The sequence below is a fragment of the Cohaesibacter haloalkalitolerans genome, from assembly GCF_003574655.1.
Lineage (GTDB): Bacteria > Pseudomonadota > Alphaproteobacteria > Rhizobiales > Cohaesibacteraceae > Cohaesibacter > Cohaesibacter haloalkalitolerans.
This window is the reverse complement of record NZ_QNUM01000005.1, coordinates 37,961-55,881: the sequence shown is the minus strand read 5'-3', so window position 1 is coordinate 55,881 and position 17,921 is coordinate 37,961. Positions and strand designations below refer to the sequence as shown.

The following is a 17,921-nucleotide window of genomic DNA, read 5'->3' as shown; positions in this document are numbered from 1 at the left end:
AACAGATCCTTCTCGATATCGCCTGATAGTAAGAAACTTGATTTGCCAGCACCCTTTCGGGAGGCATCGAAATTATTGAGTTATGGAGACACCGAGCGAGCGCGCAGCGGCCTTGACTTTCTCTATGCCTTCCACGTCGGACTGAAGAGCATCCAATGCACGGGTAACCGTCTTCGCTGCCATATCAGGCCGATTCAAAACCAGCTCGGCCCGGATCAAACGGACCCATTCATCTGGTGTGCCACCATCAGAATTCAGCCGCTCTGCAAGATTCGATACCATGCCTTCGATCATCTGCTGTCTTTCTTCCGCAGTCATCTCGGCGGCGTTTTGCACATCTTCTTTCGAAGGATTGGCCAGTCCACTGCCTGCTGCAGCAGAAGAAGCATTTCCGTCATTTCCTTCAGTCGGTGACGCAATGCGCTTTTCAAGGGCAGCGATCTGATTCTTGGCAAACGGAATCCATGGGGCATCCTCAGCAGAGTCATCGACCAACTCCTGCCATTTCTTAATGGCTTCCCGCTCCTGTCCTTCCTGCCCTAGAGCGATTGCCAGAAAGAAGCGAGGCTTCGGAGCTTTCGCGTCCAACAGATTGGCGCGTTGAAACAGTTCCAGAGCTTCTGTGTTGACGACACCTGCGTCTTGTATAACGAGAACTTCGCCGAGATCAGACAAGGCCTCTACACTTTCGCCTTCGATCCGCAAGATGTTCCGATAAGCCACGATAGCATCTTCGGTACGTCGCATACGCGCATAAATCGGAGCAAGCCCCTTCCAACCCACCAGATCGTCTGGATTGCGTGCAAGCTTTCTTTCCGCCGATGCAACCAGTTCGGTTAGACTTTGTTGCTCAGGCGGTTTTGATAAGCGAGCCTGCAACGGCTGGCTTTGCAACCCCGGAGAGCCCAACGCAAAATAGAGGCCAGAGGACAACAACGGGATTAGAAGAGCGATTACGACAACCGCAAATTTGAGATTGGACGTCCCCGAATCTTCCTCAGAGGATAACGAATCGTGATTCGGACGCATCTCACTGCTTTCCTTGTCGAGCGCATCCTGGGCACCAATCAAGCGACGAGCGACCTCGGCCCGTGCAGCATCAGCCTCTGCACCATCAATCAGACCGCGTTCGACATCACCATCGATTTCCTTTAGCTGAGACTTGTAGATCGTGAGATCATAAGCGTTTGCACTCTCTATCTTGCGTTCTTTTCGCAATAGAGGATAGATCGCAACCGCCATGGTCACGAGGGTCAATACGACAGCAATTGTCCAAAACATACAGGTCCAACTCTCACACTAGTCCAACCCAAAGCATTTCCTATTTTGCAGGGAAGTCAAATTAACACATGTTCATCTAACGATGGGACAAGGGAAAAACCGGACAAGCCAAGAGCTTAACCGAACCCTGCAATCAGGCATCCGCGAGACTTGGAAAAGTGACTCATGAAGGTTGGAAAACGGATTACCCGGCCTCTGCGACCTGAAGTTCCTTGACCGTTGCAGCAGCATTCAGCTGCCGCTTGAAGGCATTTGCGTAGTCATCATCAAAGACATTTCTGGCCAAATCAACCGCTGCAGAATGAAGTTTGACAATCGTCTCACTCCCTCTTCCTGCCGACTGCCTGGTTCTCTCCACCAGTGATGTGGTAAGGATTTCGAATGTCTGGTCCAGTTCCTTGCGAGCATCACTGATGGGACCATTCATGGCCAGATAGTCCTTTGCCAGCTCGGCCTGATGGAAAATCTTTGCAGCCCTGATAGCGTCGGCTACAAGATCCTCATCCACGAATTCCGCTTCCGTATTCTTCGGAGCTCGCAAAGCCCGACGAACCAATCCGGGAGCAGCCTCAATGTCCTTTTTCAGAAGTACGGACATCTTCTTCTTCATATCAGTAAGCGTTTTGCCCCAGGCGCTTTGTGTAGACAGCTCAAGTTCAACGGAAACAGCCTTTGCGAGCTTGGTCCATTGAGAGAAAAATGCTAGCGCCTCATCAAGGCTTGAGTGCTCTTGCATATTAGCTTCGACCAGGGCGGTCAGGGCGTTCATATCGGCAAAGACCTGATGAACAGCTGGTGCATACACAGTCGCTGCGACCTGAACTGCGTCGTCCGATCCTGAAAGCTTTGTAGCCAACTGAAGTTTTTGACGCGGAGAGACGAGTTTTTTGGAAAGCGCTGAGACAAGCCACGATGTCCGAAGTGGCGCCTGCTGGATGTATCGGGAGATAAGCTTGTAGGCTTCTTCGCCTTCTGGGCTGGTCCAGCTATCGATCTCTGTGTTCAAGCGCCCCAGTACGGGCTTCAAGGGCATCAGTCGCTCGGAGCTGATCAGAACGTCAAGAAGATCCTTATAGACGATCTCGCCACCCAACTGGTTGGCAAGCTTCTGCTCCCCGGCCAATTCTCGCGAGATCAGCTTAAGCTTCTTTTTGATGGAAGCGACAAACTCAGCACAAAGTGCAGAGGAATGCCGGGAGATTTCCTGCTTTTCTAATGCACTGCAATCCATCTGTAGCTTTTGAGCTTGCTCGGGAGTTGCAATATCTCTCTTGATCCAACTCCATATGGCCTCAAAGGATAATGGATTGATTCTGGCTTCCTGTTTGGCAACCAGTTCATATTCGCTTGCAAAGTGCCGAGCATCTCTGAAGAAATCCAATTTGGCAAATTCTTCCAGCGGCACGACTTTCTCTTCCACTTTCAGAATATCACGCAAGGCGGCAATAATGAGCGCTGCAGCAGCGTCATTCTTGCCCTCTCTCTCTGCTTTTTCCAGATTTCGCAGGAGAAGGTTTTGGGCACTTTCCGACAGCGTCGAGAGATAAAGCTTGAGCTTTTCCTTGAGCTTTTCCATGCCATCCATGCGGTCACCCCGACCTCATTCTTCGTTTCAAATAGATTTGCTATTTAAAGCTAGCAAACTGTTAAAATTCTCTATCAACTTTTCACTTTTCGGAAATATTCGGATACAAAAAGGGAAGATCCCCTTAAGAAGGACCTTCCCTGATCTGGTTTCATGCGAGCCCGGTTACCACCGAGATTCGTTGTTGCCTCAGTTGACCGGGCGCCAGGTGCCGTCACTCTGACGGCAAGCACGGCCACGAGCAGTCTGTGGCTGTCCATCAACATAAATCGTGTGAGTGTAGTCACGGCAGTTGAGGTCATTGACCGTGTAGGACTGTGTCGGAACAATCTGACCATAGTGCCCCGTATCCGGGTTGTTCCAGGCAACTGGTGCACCAGAGCGACCATATTCCAATGCACGATACTGTGCTTCAGCAGCCATGCGCTGATCGTTTTCGTCCAGCATGCGCCCGATGGAAGAACCGGCCAGTGCGCCCAAGGCAGCACCTGCGGCAGTTGCTACCAACCGGCCTTCACCACTGCCGATCTGAGAACCAATGACACCACCAGCAACAGCACCGGTCAAACCGCCAAATGTTTCCTTTGGACCACCCTGACAGCCAGCCAGAGCGGCTCCCATAACAGCCACAATCGCGATTGATTTGAATTTCATTGTAAGCCCCTATTCATTGCGGCAACCTTCAAGATCACCAGCCACTAATATGCGATCTGTTTACGGCGTCCCAACTTGTTGAGTCGCATCCTTGGCAATGCACTGAGCCGGATCGCTTCCAGGCAAGCCTGGCTCCCAATCACACGATTCCTGATCAAGCATCCATAAGTCATAACGCACAAAAACCCATTAAGTTGCGAAAATGTCGAAAATTTGGCGCATTTTTGTCGTGCCCTGAGGAAAAGGTGCCCTTCTCTGCTTATAGATCAGCCTTTGCTATTCACTCTTTATACGCAGGCAACACCAGTGTTGCCTGCAAGCCTCCAAGTTCGGAACGGGTCAAGGTGAATTCCCCTTGATAAAGGCTGGAGAGTTCGGAAACGATGGACAATCCCAACCCCGACCCCGGCTTACTCTCATCAAGACGCCGCCCTCTCTTCAGCGCAATCCCGATCTCTTCATCGGAAAGCCCAAGACCGTCGTCCTCAACTATAATAGTCAGCCAGTTTCTGGTCACGCTCTTCGCCCTGATTGCAGTTTCGCCACGCTGACCGAAATGCTTGGGGTAGAGCGATATGACGACCTTTGTTTTGGCCCATTTGCACGCATTGTCAACGAGGTTACCGATCATCTCTTCCAGATCCTGCGCCTCTCCCCTGAAGCTGATCTGGTTCACCTCATCCCCCAGCAAAGCCACATCAATCCCGGGATGGATCTTGCCCATCACGCTCGCCATCTTCTGCAAAATCGGAGAAACATCGGTGACCGTGCCGATCGTATTGTGGCGAGCCGCAAATCGGGCACGGTCCAGATAGAGCTGTATCTGATCCCGCATCACGGCGACCTGCTGAACAAGCAGCGCGGCGTTGTCACTGTCCGAAGACCTCACTTCATTGGTTATGACAGACAGAGGCGTCTTGAGTGCATGCGCAAGGTTGCCCAGTTGGGTTCGAGCCCTTTCGAGGGTTTCTTGGTTGGAGGCAATCAGAACATTTGCTTCTTCCACGAGCCCAGCCACTTCGACAGGATAATCACCCTCGATCGTCTGGCTATTGCCATTGGCAACGTCCCTCACTCTTTTCTGCAAGACCCCCAGCGGCTTCAAGGCACTGCGGACAAGAAGGAGAGAAACGATAAGGAGTATAGCGCCGAAGAGCGCCATAAGCAGCCATGCCCTGTTTTGGAATTGGATGACCTGGGCGTTCAGTTCTTCCGCGTTCCCCGTCACCCTGAAATAGTAGCTCTGGTCCGGTCCGAATGATATCTGCCTCTCAAGAATTCGGATTTTTTTGTGATCGGGTCCCAGACCAAGCAGATAACGGCCAATTCCTCCTGTGTATTGTTTAGCACTTTCCGTCTCGATGGAGAAATTTTCTCCACCCAGAGAGAGAGAGGCAAACAGCAACTCATCACCCTTGACCTTGCTGACTGTCCAATACCATCCGGAAAGTGGCAGCTCAAAGCGCGGTTGACCAAGATTACCCGGTTTTGACAGTTCTTCAGAACTGAAAAGCTGGGTGGCCAGATCTCCAACAAGAACCTTCAGAACGATATCCAGTTGCTCATCGAAGGAATCCTCGGCAGCACTGCGAAACAGCGAAGTGAGAAATACCCCTACCCCCAAGGCCGCCAGGAGCGCCCAGACCGAAATATTGACAACAAGAAACCGCGTAATCGACTTCATTACTTCGTCGCTTCTGGTGCAACCATGTTGTAACCCAATCCTCTCACCGTCTGGATGACATCAATTCCCAGTTTCTTGCGCAAACGCCCGATAAAGACTTCGATCGTATTGGAATCGCGATCAAAGTCCTGATCATAAAGATGTTCCACGAGCTCCGTGCGCGAGATGATCTTTCCCTGATGGTGCATCAGATAGGAAAGCAGCCTAAACTCGTGCGATGTCAATTTGATGGTCATCCCGTCCACCGTAACCCGCCCTGACCTTGCGTCAAGCCGGATGGGACCGCAGGTTATCTCGTTTGAGGCCAGACCGGCAGAGCGACGGACAAGGGCCCTTAGCCGGGCGACGACCTCTTCCATATGAAAGGGCTTGGCAACATAGTCGTCGGCGCCGGCATCAATGCCCTGCACCTTGTCGCTCCAGCGATCACGAGCCGTAAGGATTAGAACCGGCATCGTCCGCCCGTCCCGCCGCCATGCCTCCAAAACGCTGATGCCATCCATCTTTGGCAGGCCGATGTCCAGAATGACAGCATCGTAGGGTTCGGTATCTCCAAGGAAATGCCCTTCTTCGCCGTCGAATGCGCAATCAACGACATAGCCATTCTCTTCCATTTCTTCCTTGAGCTGGCGGTTCAACTCGACTTCATCTTCAATGACCAGAATGCGCATTCGCTACCCTCTCTTTTCCCAATTCGCAGTTCTTCAATCAGATGTCTGACGGCAATTGATCTGACTCCACCTGACGATCACCCCAATCACTTGCCGTTTACGGAAATGACGCTGCCCGATCTGGCATCCAGCTCGAGGCGAGACACATTGCCCTGCCGGGATAAAATAACCAACTCATAAACCAAACGCCCACCGTCCGAGCAAAGATTCGCCTTGATCACATCACCGCGCACGACCGCATTGGCCGCTTGCGTGATCGCAACCAGACTTTTCGCCCGACCGTCGGATATCGCCTGCCTAACTGCTCCGCCACCAAGACATTCTGCCGCTGTGGCAGGTTGGCTTGGAACGAGAAGGGAGACAATCAGCAGTGCCAATACCCGGAGAGCACAGATGTTGATCCATTTTTGCATGAAGGCAATTTATCGTCAGGTCGCTGAACCGAAGCTGAACGTAATTCGAGACATCAAAAGGAGCGGGGCTGACTGAAAGTATCGTTAAGATCTCACTACTTATCACAGTAGCGCACGATTTTCTGATTGTGTCGCTTGATTTCAAAAATGGTTTGATCGGTGTCTTTGGCAGACCACGAGATAGGATCAAAGAGAAGGCAAGCCGCCAGTTTGCCAGCCATTTGATTGCCAATGGAGGGACTGTCTGTTGTTGTGGCTTCACCCTCTCCTGAACCCATCTGAGCTGCGCAACCGGTCAGGGCCATCGTCACGATGACTATCAGCCAATTCCTTTTCAACGGGATCATTTTCCACCGGCCTTTCAGATGCCCCCCATTTGGCATTCATCAATTGTTCCAGCAGCTTGTCTGCATCTGCTTTCCAGGAATTATTTTTGCCAGCAACGGGTGCCCGTTTTGTCGGTTGCTCTGATGCATTGTGCCGCGTGAACAGTGAAGCCAGCAGCGGAGCCAGCCTCACCAGAAGAGTCAAAATCTTCAAGACAACTGCCACCATACTGGCTAGAGCAGATTCTTGGTCGTGTACCAAGTGCGCCAGATGATCGTGGCTGCAGCTGCCAGGCTGGAGATGGTCATTGCCAAACGCTGCTGAACATCGGGATCCAGATCTACCCCGAACATAGTCAGCCCCATTGCGGCCACCGAAACAATCTGGGTCCAGTTGATTTTGGATTCCCAGGCTGGCTTGGATGATTGGTTCATGTCACTCATGCAAAACTCCTGTTAGTTGAGAGGAAAAACGCGCCCGGTTAGCCGGACGCAAAAGTTGACATCAGGCTCAATCCCCGATGGAAAGCGTCGAGGGATTAACGCGCCTCAGGAGACGATCTCCAGCCCCCGTTCGGCGGCTGATCTGAGCGATATCGACGACAATCTCAGTGAGACCTTCCACCCCGTCCTCAAACTGTGCGCCGGCCGAATATTGCCAAACCGGGGTATTGAGTTCGGTGGTTCTCAGGATTTCCCCGGTATCGGGGTGGCGGACAGATACGCTGTAGGCTTCAAGCTCTTCGCTCAGCGGAATGGCGCTGTCGACCCAACTGTCCGCCTCAAGGCGATCCCGCCGTGTCCAGCCAAAGGTCAGGGTTCCGTCTGCTTCTGAACGCGAGACACGCAAGTGCACTGGAGACAACGTCACCAATCCCCGCCCGACAATTCCTATATCAAGATCGATATTTCTAGGATCCGACAAGGCTCCACCGGTGGGAACAATCCTGAAAGGCAGTGTCTTTGCCAATTGAGCGCTATCGATTTCAAGCGGCACAATGGCTTCGTCCAAAAGAACGAAACGAGCACCTGCCCCTGCCCCCTCCAGTGCGGCCGCTTCAGTTCCCAGTTGCCCCCGTAGCAAGGTTTTCAGCCGCCACAGAGAGGGGCCTATCAATTCAGCATCGGCAAACTGCAGGATTTCCCAAGTCCCTTCACTGGATTCGATTGCTGCTGCATTTGTTCCTGCAAACAGGCTGGATTGATCGACGGAAGCCAGATCGCCGCCCGAAAGTTTGACATCAACGACGCTCGCATGATCCCAACTGAAGCACTCCCGCCCCGTCAGTTCAGTTTGCAATGTGCCAATGACTGCCGACACCCTCAGTGTTTGCCGATAGGAGAAGCCAATATTACTGCTGCCCTCATAAAGCCCCAGCCCGCCCGGCCAAGGTGAGCAATAACTCGCCAGATACGGCGCATGAGAATACCCGGTCTTGCCGGGCAACAATGGCAGATCAAGGACCACGCAGACAGGCAGAACGACAGAAGGCATCGAATGCGACGTTGCGCGGATAGTCTGGGCATAGGGAACCGCATTGCGAGGGGCGGTCAGACTGGCCGAGATTTCCCGAGCGTCTCCATCCTCGATATCGTCAATCCGATAGACTTGCTGATAACCTTCCGATTCTATGGAAACAAGATCGCCAGCTTCCAGCTCCAGCTTAGACATGGGAAGCTTGAAACTGGCTGTATGGCGCTCGTAATTGCTTTGCCTGAGCCAGTTTCTCGCCGCATCGACCATGACGGGCTCCGTGGAAATGACAGCGAGGGATTGTGCGCTTTCCAGCTTCGTCCGGGCGCTTGGCTGATCATAGCGGGCCACCGATTGCCGGTAGTCCTGAAACAGCTCATTGAAGGAAAGTGTGACACTGCTGGACTCATTTTCCCATGGGTCGATCTGCTTGCTGACAAGAGGGGCCTCTTCCACGTCGACAAGCAAGCTTTCGTCGATAACTGCAGAAATACGCCTATCCCGCTTTTCAAAGCGAAGCCTGTCACCACTTGTGATGAAAGATATGTTGAAGGCATCGCAGAGACTTTCAAGTGCAGACCGCAAGGACATGCGTCGCTCAATGACAAATCCGTCGACGACGGAGGTGATGGCGTTCAGATCAGAAGCACCAAGACCGTAGTCTTCCATCACCGTCTTGATGATATCCTGCAGTGGCGCATTGCCCAGTCGACCGTTGAGCCAATGGCCGGTGTGCCAGGCATCTCCGTCTGCCCAGGTCGCCCGGCTCAGAGGAAATGCAGGAAATGGCCGCGCGTCCCATGCCCAAAGATACATCTGGTCCGCATCCACCATGGAGCCTCCATAAAGAGCGGACACGGGGTTTTTGTTTGCGCTATCCGCCTGCCAATAATCAAGACTGGCTGTCAGCATGGAGCGCTGCGCCGCATCACTGCGTGCGCCGGATGAAAAATACGGCAAGGCACTTTCCGAAGACTTTGCATCCGGAAAGACATTCGGCTGATTGGGGCCCATATGGACGGCAGGGCATCCAAGTTCGGTAAACCAGATCGGTTTGGAACATGGCACCCAAGACGTTGCAAATGTGCTTTCAGCACCGTCTGGCCGATCAAAATGCGGGTTGGACCACCAGCTTGCCAGATCCTTGTAGCGAAAGACCCAGTCCTTGCCTGCGGCTCCGTCCGTGATCGGCGTTCTGATCTGCTTCTCCCGGTCGGCATGGCTGCCATAGTACCAATCAAACCCCTCGCCTCCGGCGACATTGCCCTGCAAGTAGGCTGTTTCGAGCCCCGTATCAGAGACTGAGGCGTCAAGGTGGGCGTCCCCAACCCGCCAATCAGACAGGGGCATGTAATTATCGATGCCAACCGCATCAATGTTGTCGTCAGCCCACAATGGATCGAGATGAAACCGCACGGCTCCGCTGCCATCCTGCGGATGGTGACCAAAATACTCGCTCCAGTCTGCAGCATAGGTGAGTTTGGTGCTCGCACCGAGTACATTGCGGACGTCAGAGGCAAGCTCCTTGAGCCGAGCAACGAAGGGATATCCCTCTTCCGCGTCTCGCAGTTGTGTCAGCCCTCTCAGCTCCGAACCGATCAGAAATCCCTCCACCCCACCGGCATCATTGACCAATTGGGCGTAATGCATGACAAAGCGGCGATAGTTCCATTCCTGCAGATCGTAGAAGTGAGTAACTTGTTCTGTGGCCACCACGCTGTTGTCAACCGACCCGTCCTGATCAGGGCCGGGATAGCATGTGATCCGCCCCCGCCACGGGAACGCTGCCTGCTCTCCGGCTCCATAAGGATCGGGAAGGCCATTGCCCGCAGGAATATCCATCATGATGAATGGATAGAGGGTCACCTCCAATCCACGTTCCCTGATGGCGGCAATCGCATGCAGGACAGACTCGTCTGACGGCGTGCCGCCATAGGCAGGGCGTCCATCGGTAAGGCTGACCCGATCAACCTCGGATCGGGCCAAACCAGCCACCGACCACTGGCTTGTGTCTGTCACCTTTGTGGAATCGTCAACTTTAGGCTGGATCGCGCACTCACCGGCTCGAAGATCGGAACCGAACCAGGAAACCACAAGGGCGACGCGGACGAGGTTCGGGCAGAGAGCAATCAGGTGATCAAGCGATACCTCAAAATCGGTTCCGGGTTCATAGGAGTGCCGGTTTTCCGAACTCCACTCGCCCTCGGCATCCTTGCGGGATACCTCGGTAGTATCGTAGCCAAACTCGGTCGCACCGGGGATCATCACGACCGATCTCACTTGCGTCTCCAGCGCTCCGATTGGTCGCACGACCTCAAAGGACAGCTGCGGAATCCGGTTACCGAAGTCTTCCAGTGGCAATTCCTCAAACACCACATAGGCAAGTCCTCTATACGCAGGAGCCTTGCCCGCGCCCTGCTTGGCCTCGATCAGACTGTCGGGAAGCTGATCGTCCGTTCCCCGATACACCCTATAGGTGATATCATCGAGATCAAGAACCGTGCCATTGGCCCAGATACGGCCGATATAGGCGATCTCGCCTTCACACAGACCAACGGCGAAATTGGCTGAATAGCTATAGGTGGTCTCGGTGGTCGTAGACCCCATGCCGCCTTTTGAAGCGCCGGTCTGTCTTTTTCGCGAGGTGACTTCCTCAACAAGGTTGGTCGCCCATATAATCTGCCCGGTCAAACGGGCCCGGCCATAAAGGCGTGGAATAAACGCTCCTTCCGTCGATGTCTGCACCGTCAGGTCGGAAAGGCTGGTGCCAACCACCGAACGCGAGGAGCCAAAAAGCTTCTGATCGACATAAGCGCCACCGACAGCACCAAGTGCGCCACCGATTGCAGCACCCAGCGGTCCGAACAGGGCACCGCCGACAACGCTGCCTGCCGTTTTCAAAACAAGAGTGGTCATGATGCTCCTTTCCCGGTCTCATCACTCTGCCGGAAGGATGGAAAGGCATAGACACCGCACAGATGACGCTGCCACCAGGGTGAGAAGGACACCAGACTGACGCACGCCCCAGCCTGCGCATGAATAAACCGGCTATCGTCGACCAGAATGCCGGCATGTTTGGCGGGAAACCCTTTTCGATAGCGAAACAACAAAATATGGGCTGGCTGCCACGCCTCGGCATCAACCGGCAGCAAATACCGTCCTGCTGCATTGGCCAGCGTTTCTTCGCTGTCAGCGTCAGCCCAGTCCGGATTATAGGCCGGCGGTGTTTCGGGGGTCGGCCAGAAGGCGCCATAGACACCCCGGATCAGGCCAAGACAATCACAACCGGCCCCTTTGCAACAGGCCTGATGCTTGTAAGGAGTACCGATCCAACTCATGGCCTCTTCAAGGATCATCGCCGCACTCACAGATATTCTTTCTGCGTCAGTCATGGGTTAGTCCTCGAAAAGCGCAGAGCCGTCACTTTGCTGGGAAAGCTCTGGATAGGTCAGGATGAAATCGTTCCCGGGCATGTGGGGGAAACCGCGAAAATTGAGCTGATTGGCAAACACGGTCCTGCAGGTCGAAAAGCTCTTGTCACACCCGACGGAAACCTTCACGCGATCGCCTACCTTGATGCCGGAATGAACTGGCAGCCAGAGTTCCACCAAATCCGCTTGACCTGATTGTTGATGGGAAAGAATGTCAAACGTCATACCCTTTGCAGCACCGGATTGGAGCAGCAGTTGCCCCATGGCAAGCCGCCCGGCTTCAGGCTGGCTATCGAGTATCAGCTCAAGCCAGGTTTGGGATGAGATTGCGGTTACCTCGCCTTCGAAACTCAGCCCCAGGGCGTCTAGATCAAGGCTGCAGCGCGTATCCCCCACATTGGCGTCGCAACGATACTGATAGACACGCCCCTTGTCCTGTTCCATGTCGATAGAGAGGGAGCGGATCTCAGCCTGAAAATTCTGGCTGTCCCGCTTGATCTCGCCCAGATAGCCGCTGCGCAGCAATACGGCCTGCTCCGGGTCCTGCCAGTTCACGCGCCAGGTCTCGATTGTCGCCGCATCATAGCGTCCGCTCATGAGATCCGCCTCGGTGATGCGATCAGAAGAAAGCGCACCGGCAATTTCCTGATCGTCGCTGGCAAATCCATCACTCTGACGAATTTCAGAACCAGTGAAGCCAGCATCGGGTTCACAAGAAATGCCTTGCAGCTCTATTGGTCTGTCGTGATCGGTAAATCCAAGAGCGAAGCCATCAGAGCGCTTGAGGATCCAACATGTGGCAAGCGTCGTTACACCGCTCGCAAGATGGGCGGCCAATGCATTGGAAAGAGTCTTCACAGCTTGATCTCCACCAGTGGGATGGTTGGAATGTCGCCAGCTTCAAAAGCACTGAGGGAGAACTCGAGTTTATCGATGTCAAAGCGAACCGGCACATCGAATTTGAAGCCAGCAGTCATCATCACCCCTGCGAGAGGCGCTTCATCGAAGGTGACAAGCCCGGTCTCCGGATCGAGCGAAAAGGCGGTTGTTTCAACCCCGTCGAGTGCGACCCTTACCGTACCAACAACCGGCTTACCAATTTTCCTCTGATAGGGAGCGTGGAGCGCACCATAGGTCTTTGACAGCTGAAAGCCGGTCTGTTCCCCATCACCGCTGCCGATGACCTGATCGGTTGGCTGCAGTACCTTGCCGACAGCACAGGAGGCATGGTCGAAGGGATCGCGGAAACGAAAACCATAGAGCCGCCCGCGCCGCTCCTCGAAAAAAGCGATAACCGTTTGCAAATCGGCAAAGGAGCGCACACCAAGCCCGGCATCATAGCTCCGTCGTGAATCGGCCCAGCGGGCGTTTCGTTCCTCAAAGCCGGATGCAAGGGTCACCACGTCCGTTCGCCGCTCCGGTCCACCGGACGCACCGAACCCGACATCAAGCGGGAAGCATATTTCATGAAATCCAGTCATTGACTTGTCCCGATAGGCAAAAAAAGGGTTCGTTTTCCTTAGATAGAAAACAGACCCATATGCCTCTGTGTGTCACATTATTAAGAGTTGAACGCCTCGGGAGCCGAGGGGCCATGTCGCTCAGCTTCAAAGGCCGCGGCGCCCGCGGCCAACCACCCGTGCCAGTCGGGTTGCAATCTGGTTTTCCGACTTTGAAAACGAGCTGGCATCGGGGGTGCTGATATTCATGACGATGTTGACCGCCTGCCCTCCGCCGCCCGGCATGGCGACGCCGAGCCTGCCGTCGGCGCCACGCTGAAGCGGCATGATAGCCTCTGCCCCCGCCTCGCCCATGAGGCCGGTGCCTGAGCCTGTCGGAAAGAGCGAAGGCGTCGAAACCACACCGCCTTTGGCAAAAGGTGTCAGCCCGCCAAGAAACGAGGCGAGCCCGCCACTACTGGAGGAGGTAAGCGAAGAGAAGAGCCCCGAAGCTAGGCTTGAGACTGAACCGGACAGGAGTTGCCTGAGCGGCTCCAATCCAGCGCTGAGCGCGCTTTTGCTCAGGTCCTGAGCCAAGCCGCTGAAAACATCCTCAAGGCTCTTACCTCGAACAATGGCATCTTCAAATGCATCTGCCACCTTGTCGCCGAGCCTGTCGGCCTGTTTCTGAGCCGCCGCCATGTCCTTGGTGAAGGACTTCATATCCGCTTCGACCTTGACGACGGCCGTTTCCACGACTTCATCAGCCATGAGAGTTCCCTTTCCTCTTGCCATTTACAGGCAAGAAATGCATTCGGTTTAAGGCTGGGCACCTGACTGGTCAGGAAATGCTGCGCAGAGCAAATCCAGTTCCCGGCGGCTGAGATTGCTGGCCCGCTGCCCTGGGAAGGAAACGGCCATCAGGATTTCCGTTGGCGTGGCCGCCCAGATTGTTTGTGGCGACCAGCCGAGGCGCTGGCTTGCCAATGCAAACAGAAAAAGCCAGGGGAACTTGGAGGCATTCGTGGCCGGTCCTCCTGAGGCGGACCGGCCTAAGTGGGGTTTGGCAAGGATTGCCCTCCAGTTGCAGCATCTTCAAGATCGGGGCTGAAAGTCTCCCTGAGCAGATCGACCAGCGCCGCAGTCAGAGCGGCAGCTCCACCCTTGCAGCGCATGGCGGCGGCTTCCCTGTCCGAGATCTCAGCACCCCCGGCCCGCAGGGCGGCTCCAAGGATCTTGATGAGATCACCACTTCGAACCCTGCCGCCTGAAAAGCGTTCGGCGAGAGAGCCGATATTGTCCAACTCCATGCTGTCTTCCAGTTCGGCGAGCGCTGCAAGGGTCAGACAGAGCCTGTAGGTCTGATCGTCAAGGCAGATGGAAATTTCACCGCGTCGTCTGTTTGCCATCAGATTACCCCTCAGGCTGCAGAGAAGGTCAGGGCACCAGCGGATTCGAGCGCCATTTCGAAGGACAGCTCGTTGTCATGCTGGCCGGAATATTCCAGCGCAGTGATCTGGAACGGGCCTTCCAGAGTGCCAAAATCGGGAATGACGACTTGCCAGCTGGCGATGGTACCATCAAAGAACAGCGACCGGATTCGCTCATCGCTTTCGCCATCCTTGAAAAGGCCGCTGCCAGACAGGCTGGCGCGGCGGCTACCCGCCCCTTCCAGCAGCTCGCGCCACCGACCTGCGGATTCGGAATGGCTGATGTCAACACTTTCGGCGTTGAAGGAAAGCGAACGGGCGCGCAAACCGGCGACCGTGATGAAGGCATCATCGCCCGCGTTACGGACCTTGAGCAGAAGGTCTTTGCCTTTCTGTGCAGTCATGGAAATGTCTCCTGGAATGTCAAGAAAATAGGGATCCGATCAATGGGCCGGATTAGACGGCCCGTTGGAAAGGGCTTCGGTTACCGCCCTGATCTGCATGATGCCCTGCAGCAAATGGTTCTTGCGGTCAGGCCGCCAGTCCTGTCGCTCGATCAGCAAATTGATCAGCGCATGGTCGGTCATGGGAAGGTGAACGTCCGGGTCCAGCAACTGGGAACGAAGCAGCGCGAAGATCTCCTGCTGCTTCAGGCGATCCTCACTACCAGTCCAGACAGTGATGGCAATGCGATGTTCGTCCCCCTGTTCCGTACCGGTGCTCCAGTCACGGGAGTAGGTGGTGGAGAGCGTCAGATAGGGGAACGGACTGTTGCGCTTGGGCTCATCATAGAGACGAACGCCGCCGAGCAGAGCTATCAGGTCTTCATTGCCCTTGAGTACAGTCAGGATGGCCTGTTCCAATTCTCGGGAAGCCAAAAGCGTCATGATTGCCTCCTGTGGTAGGCCAATTCTTGCAGCAGGCTGGCAAGTGGGGCTGCGGGCGCGATATCCCGGTCACCGAAGGTGTCGCGCACAAGCCCGACACCGGAGAGGTGCAGCTCCGTTTGTCCGTCCGAGTGAGAGGTCTCGACATTGAGGGCCAACCCCTGCGACGCTGCCGCAGCTTCCAGCCCTTCGGCCAAAGCAGCAACACGCGTGGATAGAATGCCCTCGGCAAGCCCATTGATGTGATTGCTCATGTGTCGGCCCCCAATCGCTTTCGTGCCTTGATGACCAACCAGCATTGCCGAACATCAGGATCCTCAACGCTCAGGCAGTCATAGAGCTCGCCCCGGAAGCGAAGAGCGGTGAGGTCTGCAAGGTCATCACGAAAACGCACGACAAATGAGAGTATGGGAGAATTGGCGCTCTGCTCCGCCTCCGAGCGCTCACTGGCATCAGATGCCAGAACGCCCGCCCAGACAAGGGCAATTGCTGCGAGCGCCTCAACGCCATTCCATGGCGTCTCATCCGCATAGACAGGTTTGAGCAATTCGATCCGGTGTCGAAGACCTGCCGGGTCGAATTGCATGGGAGTAAGGCCAGCTTGTGCCAACACACCCTCCTTGTTGAAATAAAACAGATATCGTTTCTCTTGAAACGAGCTAGAGACGCAGATTGCGATAGGGCGCGATCAACGGTTTCAGCGCCCCAGCAAGAGCTGGGATCAGTGATGGATCGGCGATCAGGCGCCGTTCGTACCATTCGGCGACGATCATCTTCATCGCCAGCTGCAACGGCTCCGGCACATCCTCGGCCGTCGGCCCGAAGCCGGTTTCGATATCAATTTGCAGGCGTTGTTTCCCCGACAGCAGAAAACCATCAAGATTGGCAAGGGTTGCCGGATTGTCCGTCTGGAAAATCGACAATCCCGAGACATCCAGCTCGGTTGCTGTACCGTCGGCCTCGACGACCGATAATGTAAGCAGTTCGGCAACAGGCTGAAGTGGCAAGCGGAATGTCTCACCCAATGGGCCTTCGAGCAGAACACGCCAGGTCTGGGAAACGAGGTGATGACCGGTCATGTGCTCCAGATGCACGCGGGCAGCACTGAGGAAGGCCCGCAGCAGATCATCCTCGGCATCCTGATCGATTTTCAGATAAGCCTTGATATCGGCAAGGCTGACCGGCTCCACTTGAGGAGCAGTCAAAAGCATGGCAGGCATATCGGCACCATTGCAAATGAAACAGTCAAGGCATCTGGCGATGCAACTGATTCAACAAAGAAAAAATGCCTTTGCCGGGAGGGAGAAAACCGGCAAAGGCACAAGGTGGGGCGGAGCATGCTCCGCCCGCGGGGTCAGATCATCAATCAGGCAGAAAACTGCAAAAGCTTGATGGCGTCATAGTCCTGCACACCACCACCGACACGCTTGGTGACATAGAACAGGACATAGGGTTTGGACGAATACGGATCGCGCAGAATGCTGAGGCCGAGACGGTCGACAATCAGATAGCCGCGCTTGAAGTCACCAAATGCCAGAGCACAGGCGTCCGCCGCGATGTCCGGCATGTCTTCTGCTTCCGTGATGGCATAGTTGAGCAACGATGCCTTGGCACCAATGGCTACTGGCGGCTGCCAGAGATAGTTACCATCGCTGTCCTTGAGCTTGCGGATCTCGGCCTGGGTGGTGCGGTTCATCACGAACTGGGCATTCTGGCGATATCCTGCCTTGAGGCTGTAGACCAGATCGATCAGCGGATCCCCCGGATTGGTCGCCCCGAAACCACCAGCCGTGCCGGTGGCAATGGTCCCCAGCTTGCCCCAGACCCAGGCGCTTTCCGCGACAACATCCTCAGCCATGAAACCCTTCGGCTTGTTGATGCCATCCCCATTGACAAAGGCTGCGCCCTCCTGTTCGGCGAAAGCGGTTTCCACCTCGGCGGCGATCCACTCCTCAACGTTGATGGCCGCGTCTTCCAGCAGGCTCGGCGTGGCCGCCGGCATGGCATAGAGTTCCATGGCGGTGTAGGACAGCTCGGCAAGAGACGATGCTCCGGTCTGCGGACGGGCAGCGGTTTCCCCTACCCAGCCGACTTCCGGACCAGATTTTGCGAACGGTTTCTTGAGAGTGGAACCGGAGATTTCACGCACATCGGCGATGGCGCGGATCGGCGAAATGGCGGCAAGACGGCGACCGACCTCGGCTTCAACCAGTTCCGGCACCAGATAACCACCGTCCGGATCGGAACTGATGGACATGGCCTTGGCTTCCAGATCACGCAGATCCTGCTCGACGCCAGAACGGATGTAGCGATCAAAGGCAGCCTTGTGCTCCATTGCCCGCAAAGACAGGGGAGCCGCATGGCGAGCCGCAACAAAGCCATCGCCCAGAGACGGACGGCGCGCCTTGAGGATGAGGTTGTCGAGTGCCGACTGCTGATCGTCCAGGGCCTTGGAGATGCGGTCCACCTTATGTTCGGTGAGCCCATCGACAGAGCGCTTTTCGATCTCCTGCAAGCGATCATCGTTGGCCCGCTTGAAGGCTTCGAAGGAGACGAGGAAATCGTCAAAGGCCGCACCGAGCTCGCCATTGACCAGCGATTTCGTTTCAGGAGACGGAGTATTCAGTTCTTTCATGAGGAAACTCT

At 55.1% G+C, this 17,921-nt stretch carries 21 protein-coding genes; all 21 read right to left on the bottom strand.

Going from position 1 to position 17,921, the window contains the following annotated elements:
• Nucleotides 1–72: 72 nt before the first annotated feature.
• The 21 genes from ccmI to DSL70_RS13275 all read right to left on the bottom strand — a co-directional run bounded on the left by ccmI (nt 73) and on the right by DSL70_RS13275 (nt 17,910).
• On the bottom strand, nt 73–1,281 hold the full coding sequence (gene ccmI / locus DSL70_RS13375; RefSeq protein WP_119308460.1) for a c-type cytochrome biogenesis protein CcmI: 1,209 nt from the start codon (nt 1,279–1,281) through the stop codon (nt 73–75).
• Nucleotides 1,282–1,465: 184 nt separating this feature from the next.
• A complete protein-coding gene (locus DSL70_RS13370; protein WP_119308459.1) occupies nt 1,466–2,866 on the bottom strand; it encodes a hypothetical protein in 1,401 nt (466 codons plus the stop codon).
• 189 nt (nt 2,867–3,055) lie between these two features.
• Entirely contained in the window at nt 3,056–3,520 is a 465-nt protein-coding gene (locus DSL70_RS13365) for an RT0821/Lpp0805 family surface protein (protein ID WP_119308458.1), read from the bottom strand.
• Nucleotides 3,521–3,800: 280 nt separating this feature from the next.
• Nucleotides 3,801–4,925 (bottom strand): ATP-binding protein, encoded by a 1,125-nt coding sequence (locus tag DSL70_RS13360; protein WP_162916692.1) that lies wholly within the window; start codon nt 4,923–4,925, stop codon nt 3,801–3,803.
• A 278-nt stretch (nt 4,926–5,203) separates the two neighbouring features.
• Nucleotides 5,204–5,875, bottom strand: coding sequence for a response regulator transcription factor (locus tag DSL70_RS13355; RefSeq protein WP_119308456.1), 672 nt, complete (start codon nt 5,873–5,875; stop codon nt 5,204–5,206).
• Nucleotides 5,876–5,961: 86 nt separating this feature from the next.
• Nucleotides 5,962–6,288 (bottom strand): PepSY domain-containing protein, encoded by a 327-nt coding sequence (locus DSL70_RS13350; RefSeq protein ID WP_162916690.1) that lies wholly within the window; start codon nt 6,286–6,288, stop codon nt 5,962–5,964.
• Between the two features lie 258 nt (nt 6,289–6,546).
• Entirely contained in the window at nt 6,547–6,828 is a 282-nt protein-coding gene (locus tag DSL70_RS22265; protein ID WP_162916688.1) for a hypothetical protein, read from the bottom strand.
• A gap of 20 nt (nt 6,829–6,848) precedes the next feature.
• A complete protein-coding gene (locus tag DSL70_RS13340; protein WP_119308453.1) occupies nt 6,849–7,058 on the bottom strand; it encodes a hypothetical protein in 210 nt (69 codons plus the stop codon).
• A 67-nt stretch (nt 7,059–7,125) separates the two neighbouring features.
• Nucleotides 7,126–11,004 (bottom strand): baseplate multidomain protein megatron, encoded by a 3,879-nt coding sequence (locus DSL70_RS13335; RefSeq protein ID WP_119308452.1) that lies wholly within the window; start codon nt 11,002–11,004, stop codon nt 7,126–7,128.
• A complete protein-coding gene (locus DSL70_RS13330) occupies nt 11,001–11,480 on the bottom strand; it encodes an NlpC/P60 family protein (RefSeq protein ID WP_119308451.1) in 480 nt (159 codons plus the stop codon). The genes DSL70_RS13335 and DSL70_RS13330 overlap by 4 nt, the downstream gene beginning before the upstream one ends.
• A gap of 3 nt (nt 11,481–11,483) precedes the next feature.
• Entirely contained in the window at nt 11,484–12,377 is an 894-nt protein-coding gene (locus DSL70_RS13325) for a DUF2163 domain-containing protein (RefSeq protein ID WP_119308450.1), read from the bottom strand.
• Entirely contained in the window at nt 12,374–13,000 is a 627-nt protein-coding gene (locus DSL70_RS13320; RefSeq protein WP_119308449.1) for a DUF2460 domain-containing protein, read from the bottom strand. The genes DSL70_RS13325 and DSL70_RS13320 overlap by 4 nt, the downstream gene beginning before the upstream one ends.
• A gap of 126 nt (nt 13,001–13,126) precedes the next feature.
• Nucleotides 13,127–13,729 (bottom strand): phage tail tape measure protein, encoded by a 603-nt coding sequence (locus DSL70_RS13315; protein ID WP_119308448.1) that lies wholly within the window; start codon nt 13,727–13,729, stop codon nt 13,127–13,129.
• A 48-nt stretch (nt 13,730–13,777) separates the two neighbouring features.
• Nucleotides 13,778–14,032, bottom strand: coding sequence for a phage tail assembly chaperone (locus DSL70_RS22885; protein ID WP_119308447.1), 255 nt, complete (start codon nt 14,030–14,032; stop codon nt 13,778–13,780).
• Nucleotides 14,011–14,367 (bottom strand): gene transfer agent family protein, encoded by a 357-nt coding sequence (locus DSL70_RS13305; RefSeq protein ID WP_119308446.1) that lies wholly within the window; start codon nt 14,365–14,367, stop codon nt 14,011–14,013. The genes DSL70_RS22885 and DSL70_RS13305 overlap by 22 nt, the downstream gene beginning before the upstream one ends.
• Nucleotides 14,368–14,378: 11 nt before the next feature.
• Entirely contained in the window at nt 14,379–14,792 is a 414-nt protein-coding gene (locus tag DSL70_RS13300; RefSeq protein ID WP_119308445.1) for a phage major tail protein, TP901-1 family, read from the bottom strand.
• 39 nt (nt 14,793–14,831) lie between these two features.
• Complete coding sequence (locus tag DSL70_RS13295; RefSeq protein WP_119308444.1) at nt 14,832–15,275, bottom strand: DUF3168 domain-containing protein; 444 nt, start codon at nt 15,273–15,275, stop codon at nt 14,832–14,834.
• On the bottom strand, nt 15,272–15,529 hold the full coding sequence (locus tag DSL70_RS13290) for a hypothetical protein (protein WP_119308443.1): 258 nt from the start codon (nt 15,527–15,529) through the stop codon (nt 15,272–15,274). Before DSL70_RS13290 ends, DSL70_RS13295 begins: the two co-directional genes overlap by 4 nt.
• On the bottom strand, nt 15,526–15,885 hold the full coding sequence (locus DSL70_RS13285; RefSeq protein ID WP_162916685.1) for a head-tail adaptor protein: 360 nt from the start codon (nt 15,883–15,885) through the stop codon (nt 15,526–15,528). The genes DSL70_RS13290 and DSL70_RS13285 overlap by 4 nt, the downstream gene beginning before the upstream one ends.
• Nucleotides 15,886–15,934: 49 nt before the next feature.
• Complete coding sequence (locus DSL70_RS13280; RefSeq protein WP_162916683.1) at nt 15,935–16,486, bottom strand: head-tail connector protein; 552 nt, start codon at nt 16,484–16,486, stop codon at nt 15,935–15,937.
• A gap of 155 nt (nt 16,487–16,641) precedes the next feature.
• On the bottom strand, nt 16,642–17,910 hold the full coding sequence (locus DSL70_RS13275; RefSeq protein ID WP_119308440.1) for a phage major capsid protein: 1,269 nt from the start codon (nt 17,908–17,910) through the stop codon (nt 16,642–16,644).
• Nucleotides 17,911–17,921 lie beyond the last annotated feature (11 nt).

Coding starts and splice junctions, on each gene's coding strand:
- ccmI (WP_119308460.1), bottom strand. CDS start 1,281: ATGTTTTGGACAATTGCTGTCGTATTGACCCTCGTGACCATGGCGGTT.
- DSL70_RS13370 (WP_119308459.1), bottom strand. CDS start 2,866: ATGGATGGCATGGAAAAGCTCAAGGAAAAGCTCAAGCTTTATCTCTCG.
- DSL70_RS13365 (WP_119308458.1), bottom strand. CDS start 3,520: ATGAAATTCAAATCAATCGCGATTGTGGCTGTTATGGGAGCCGCTCTG.
- DSL70_RS13355 (WP_119308456.1), bottom strand. CDS start 5,875: ATGCGCATTCTGGTCATTGAAGATGAAGTCGAGTTGAACCGCCAGCTC.
- DSL70_RS13350 (WP_162916690.1), bottom strand. CDS start 6,288: ATGCAAAAATGGATCAACATCTGTGCTCTCCGGGTATTGGCACTGCTG.
- DSL70_RS13340 (WP_119308453.1), bottom strand. CDS start 7,058: ATGAGTGACATGAACCAATCATCCAAGCCAGCCTGGGAATCCAAAATC.
- DSL70_RS13335 (WP_119308452.1), bottom strand. CDS start 11,004: ATGACCACTCTTGTTTTGAAAACGGCAGGCAGCGTTGTCGGCGGTGCC.
- DSL70_RS13330 (WP_119308451.1), bottom strand. CDS start 11,480: ATGACTGACGCAGAAAGAATATCTGTGAGTGCGGCGATGATCCTTGAA.
- DSL70_RS13320 (WP_119308449.1), bottom strand. CDS start 13,000: ATGACTGGATTTCATGAAATATGCTTCCCGCTTGATGTCGGGTTCGGT.
- DSL70_RS13315 (WP_119308448.1), bottom strand. CDS start 13,729: ATGGCTGATGAAGTCGTGGAAACGGCCGTCGTCAAGGTCGAAGCGGAT.
- DSL70_RS13305 (WP_119308446.1), bottom strand. CDS start 14,367: ATGGCAAACAGACGACGCGGTGAAATTTCCATCTGCCTTGACGATCAG.
- DSL70_RS13300 (WP_119308445.1), bottom strand. CDS start 14,792: ATGACTGCACAGAAAGGCAAAGACCTTCTGCTCAAGGTCCGTAACGCG.
- DSL70_RS13295 (WP_119308444.1), bottom strand. CDS start 15,275: ATGACGCTTTTGGCTTCCCGAGAATTGGAACAGGCCATCCTGACTGTA.
- DSL70_RS13290 (WP_119308443.1), bottom strand. CDS start 15,529: ATGAGCAATCACATCAATGGGCTTGCCGAGGGCATTCTATCCACGCGT.
- DSL70_RS13280 (WP_162916683.1), bottom strand. CDS start 16,486: ATGCTTTTGACTGCTCCTCAAGTGGAGCCGGTCAGCCTTGCCGATATC.
- DSL70_RS13275 (WP_119308440.1), bottom strand. CDS start 17,910: ATGAAAGAACTGAATACTCCGTCTCCTGAAACGAAATCGCTGGTCAAT.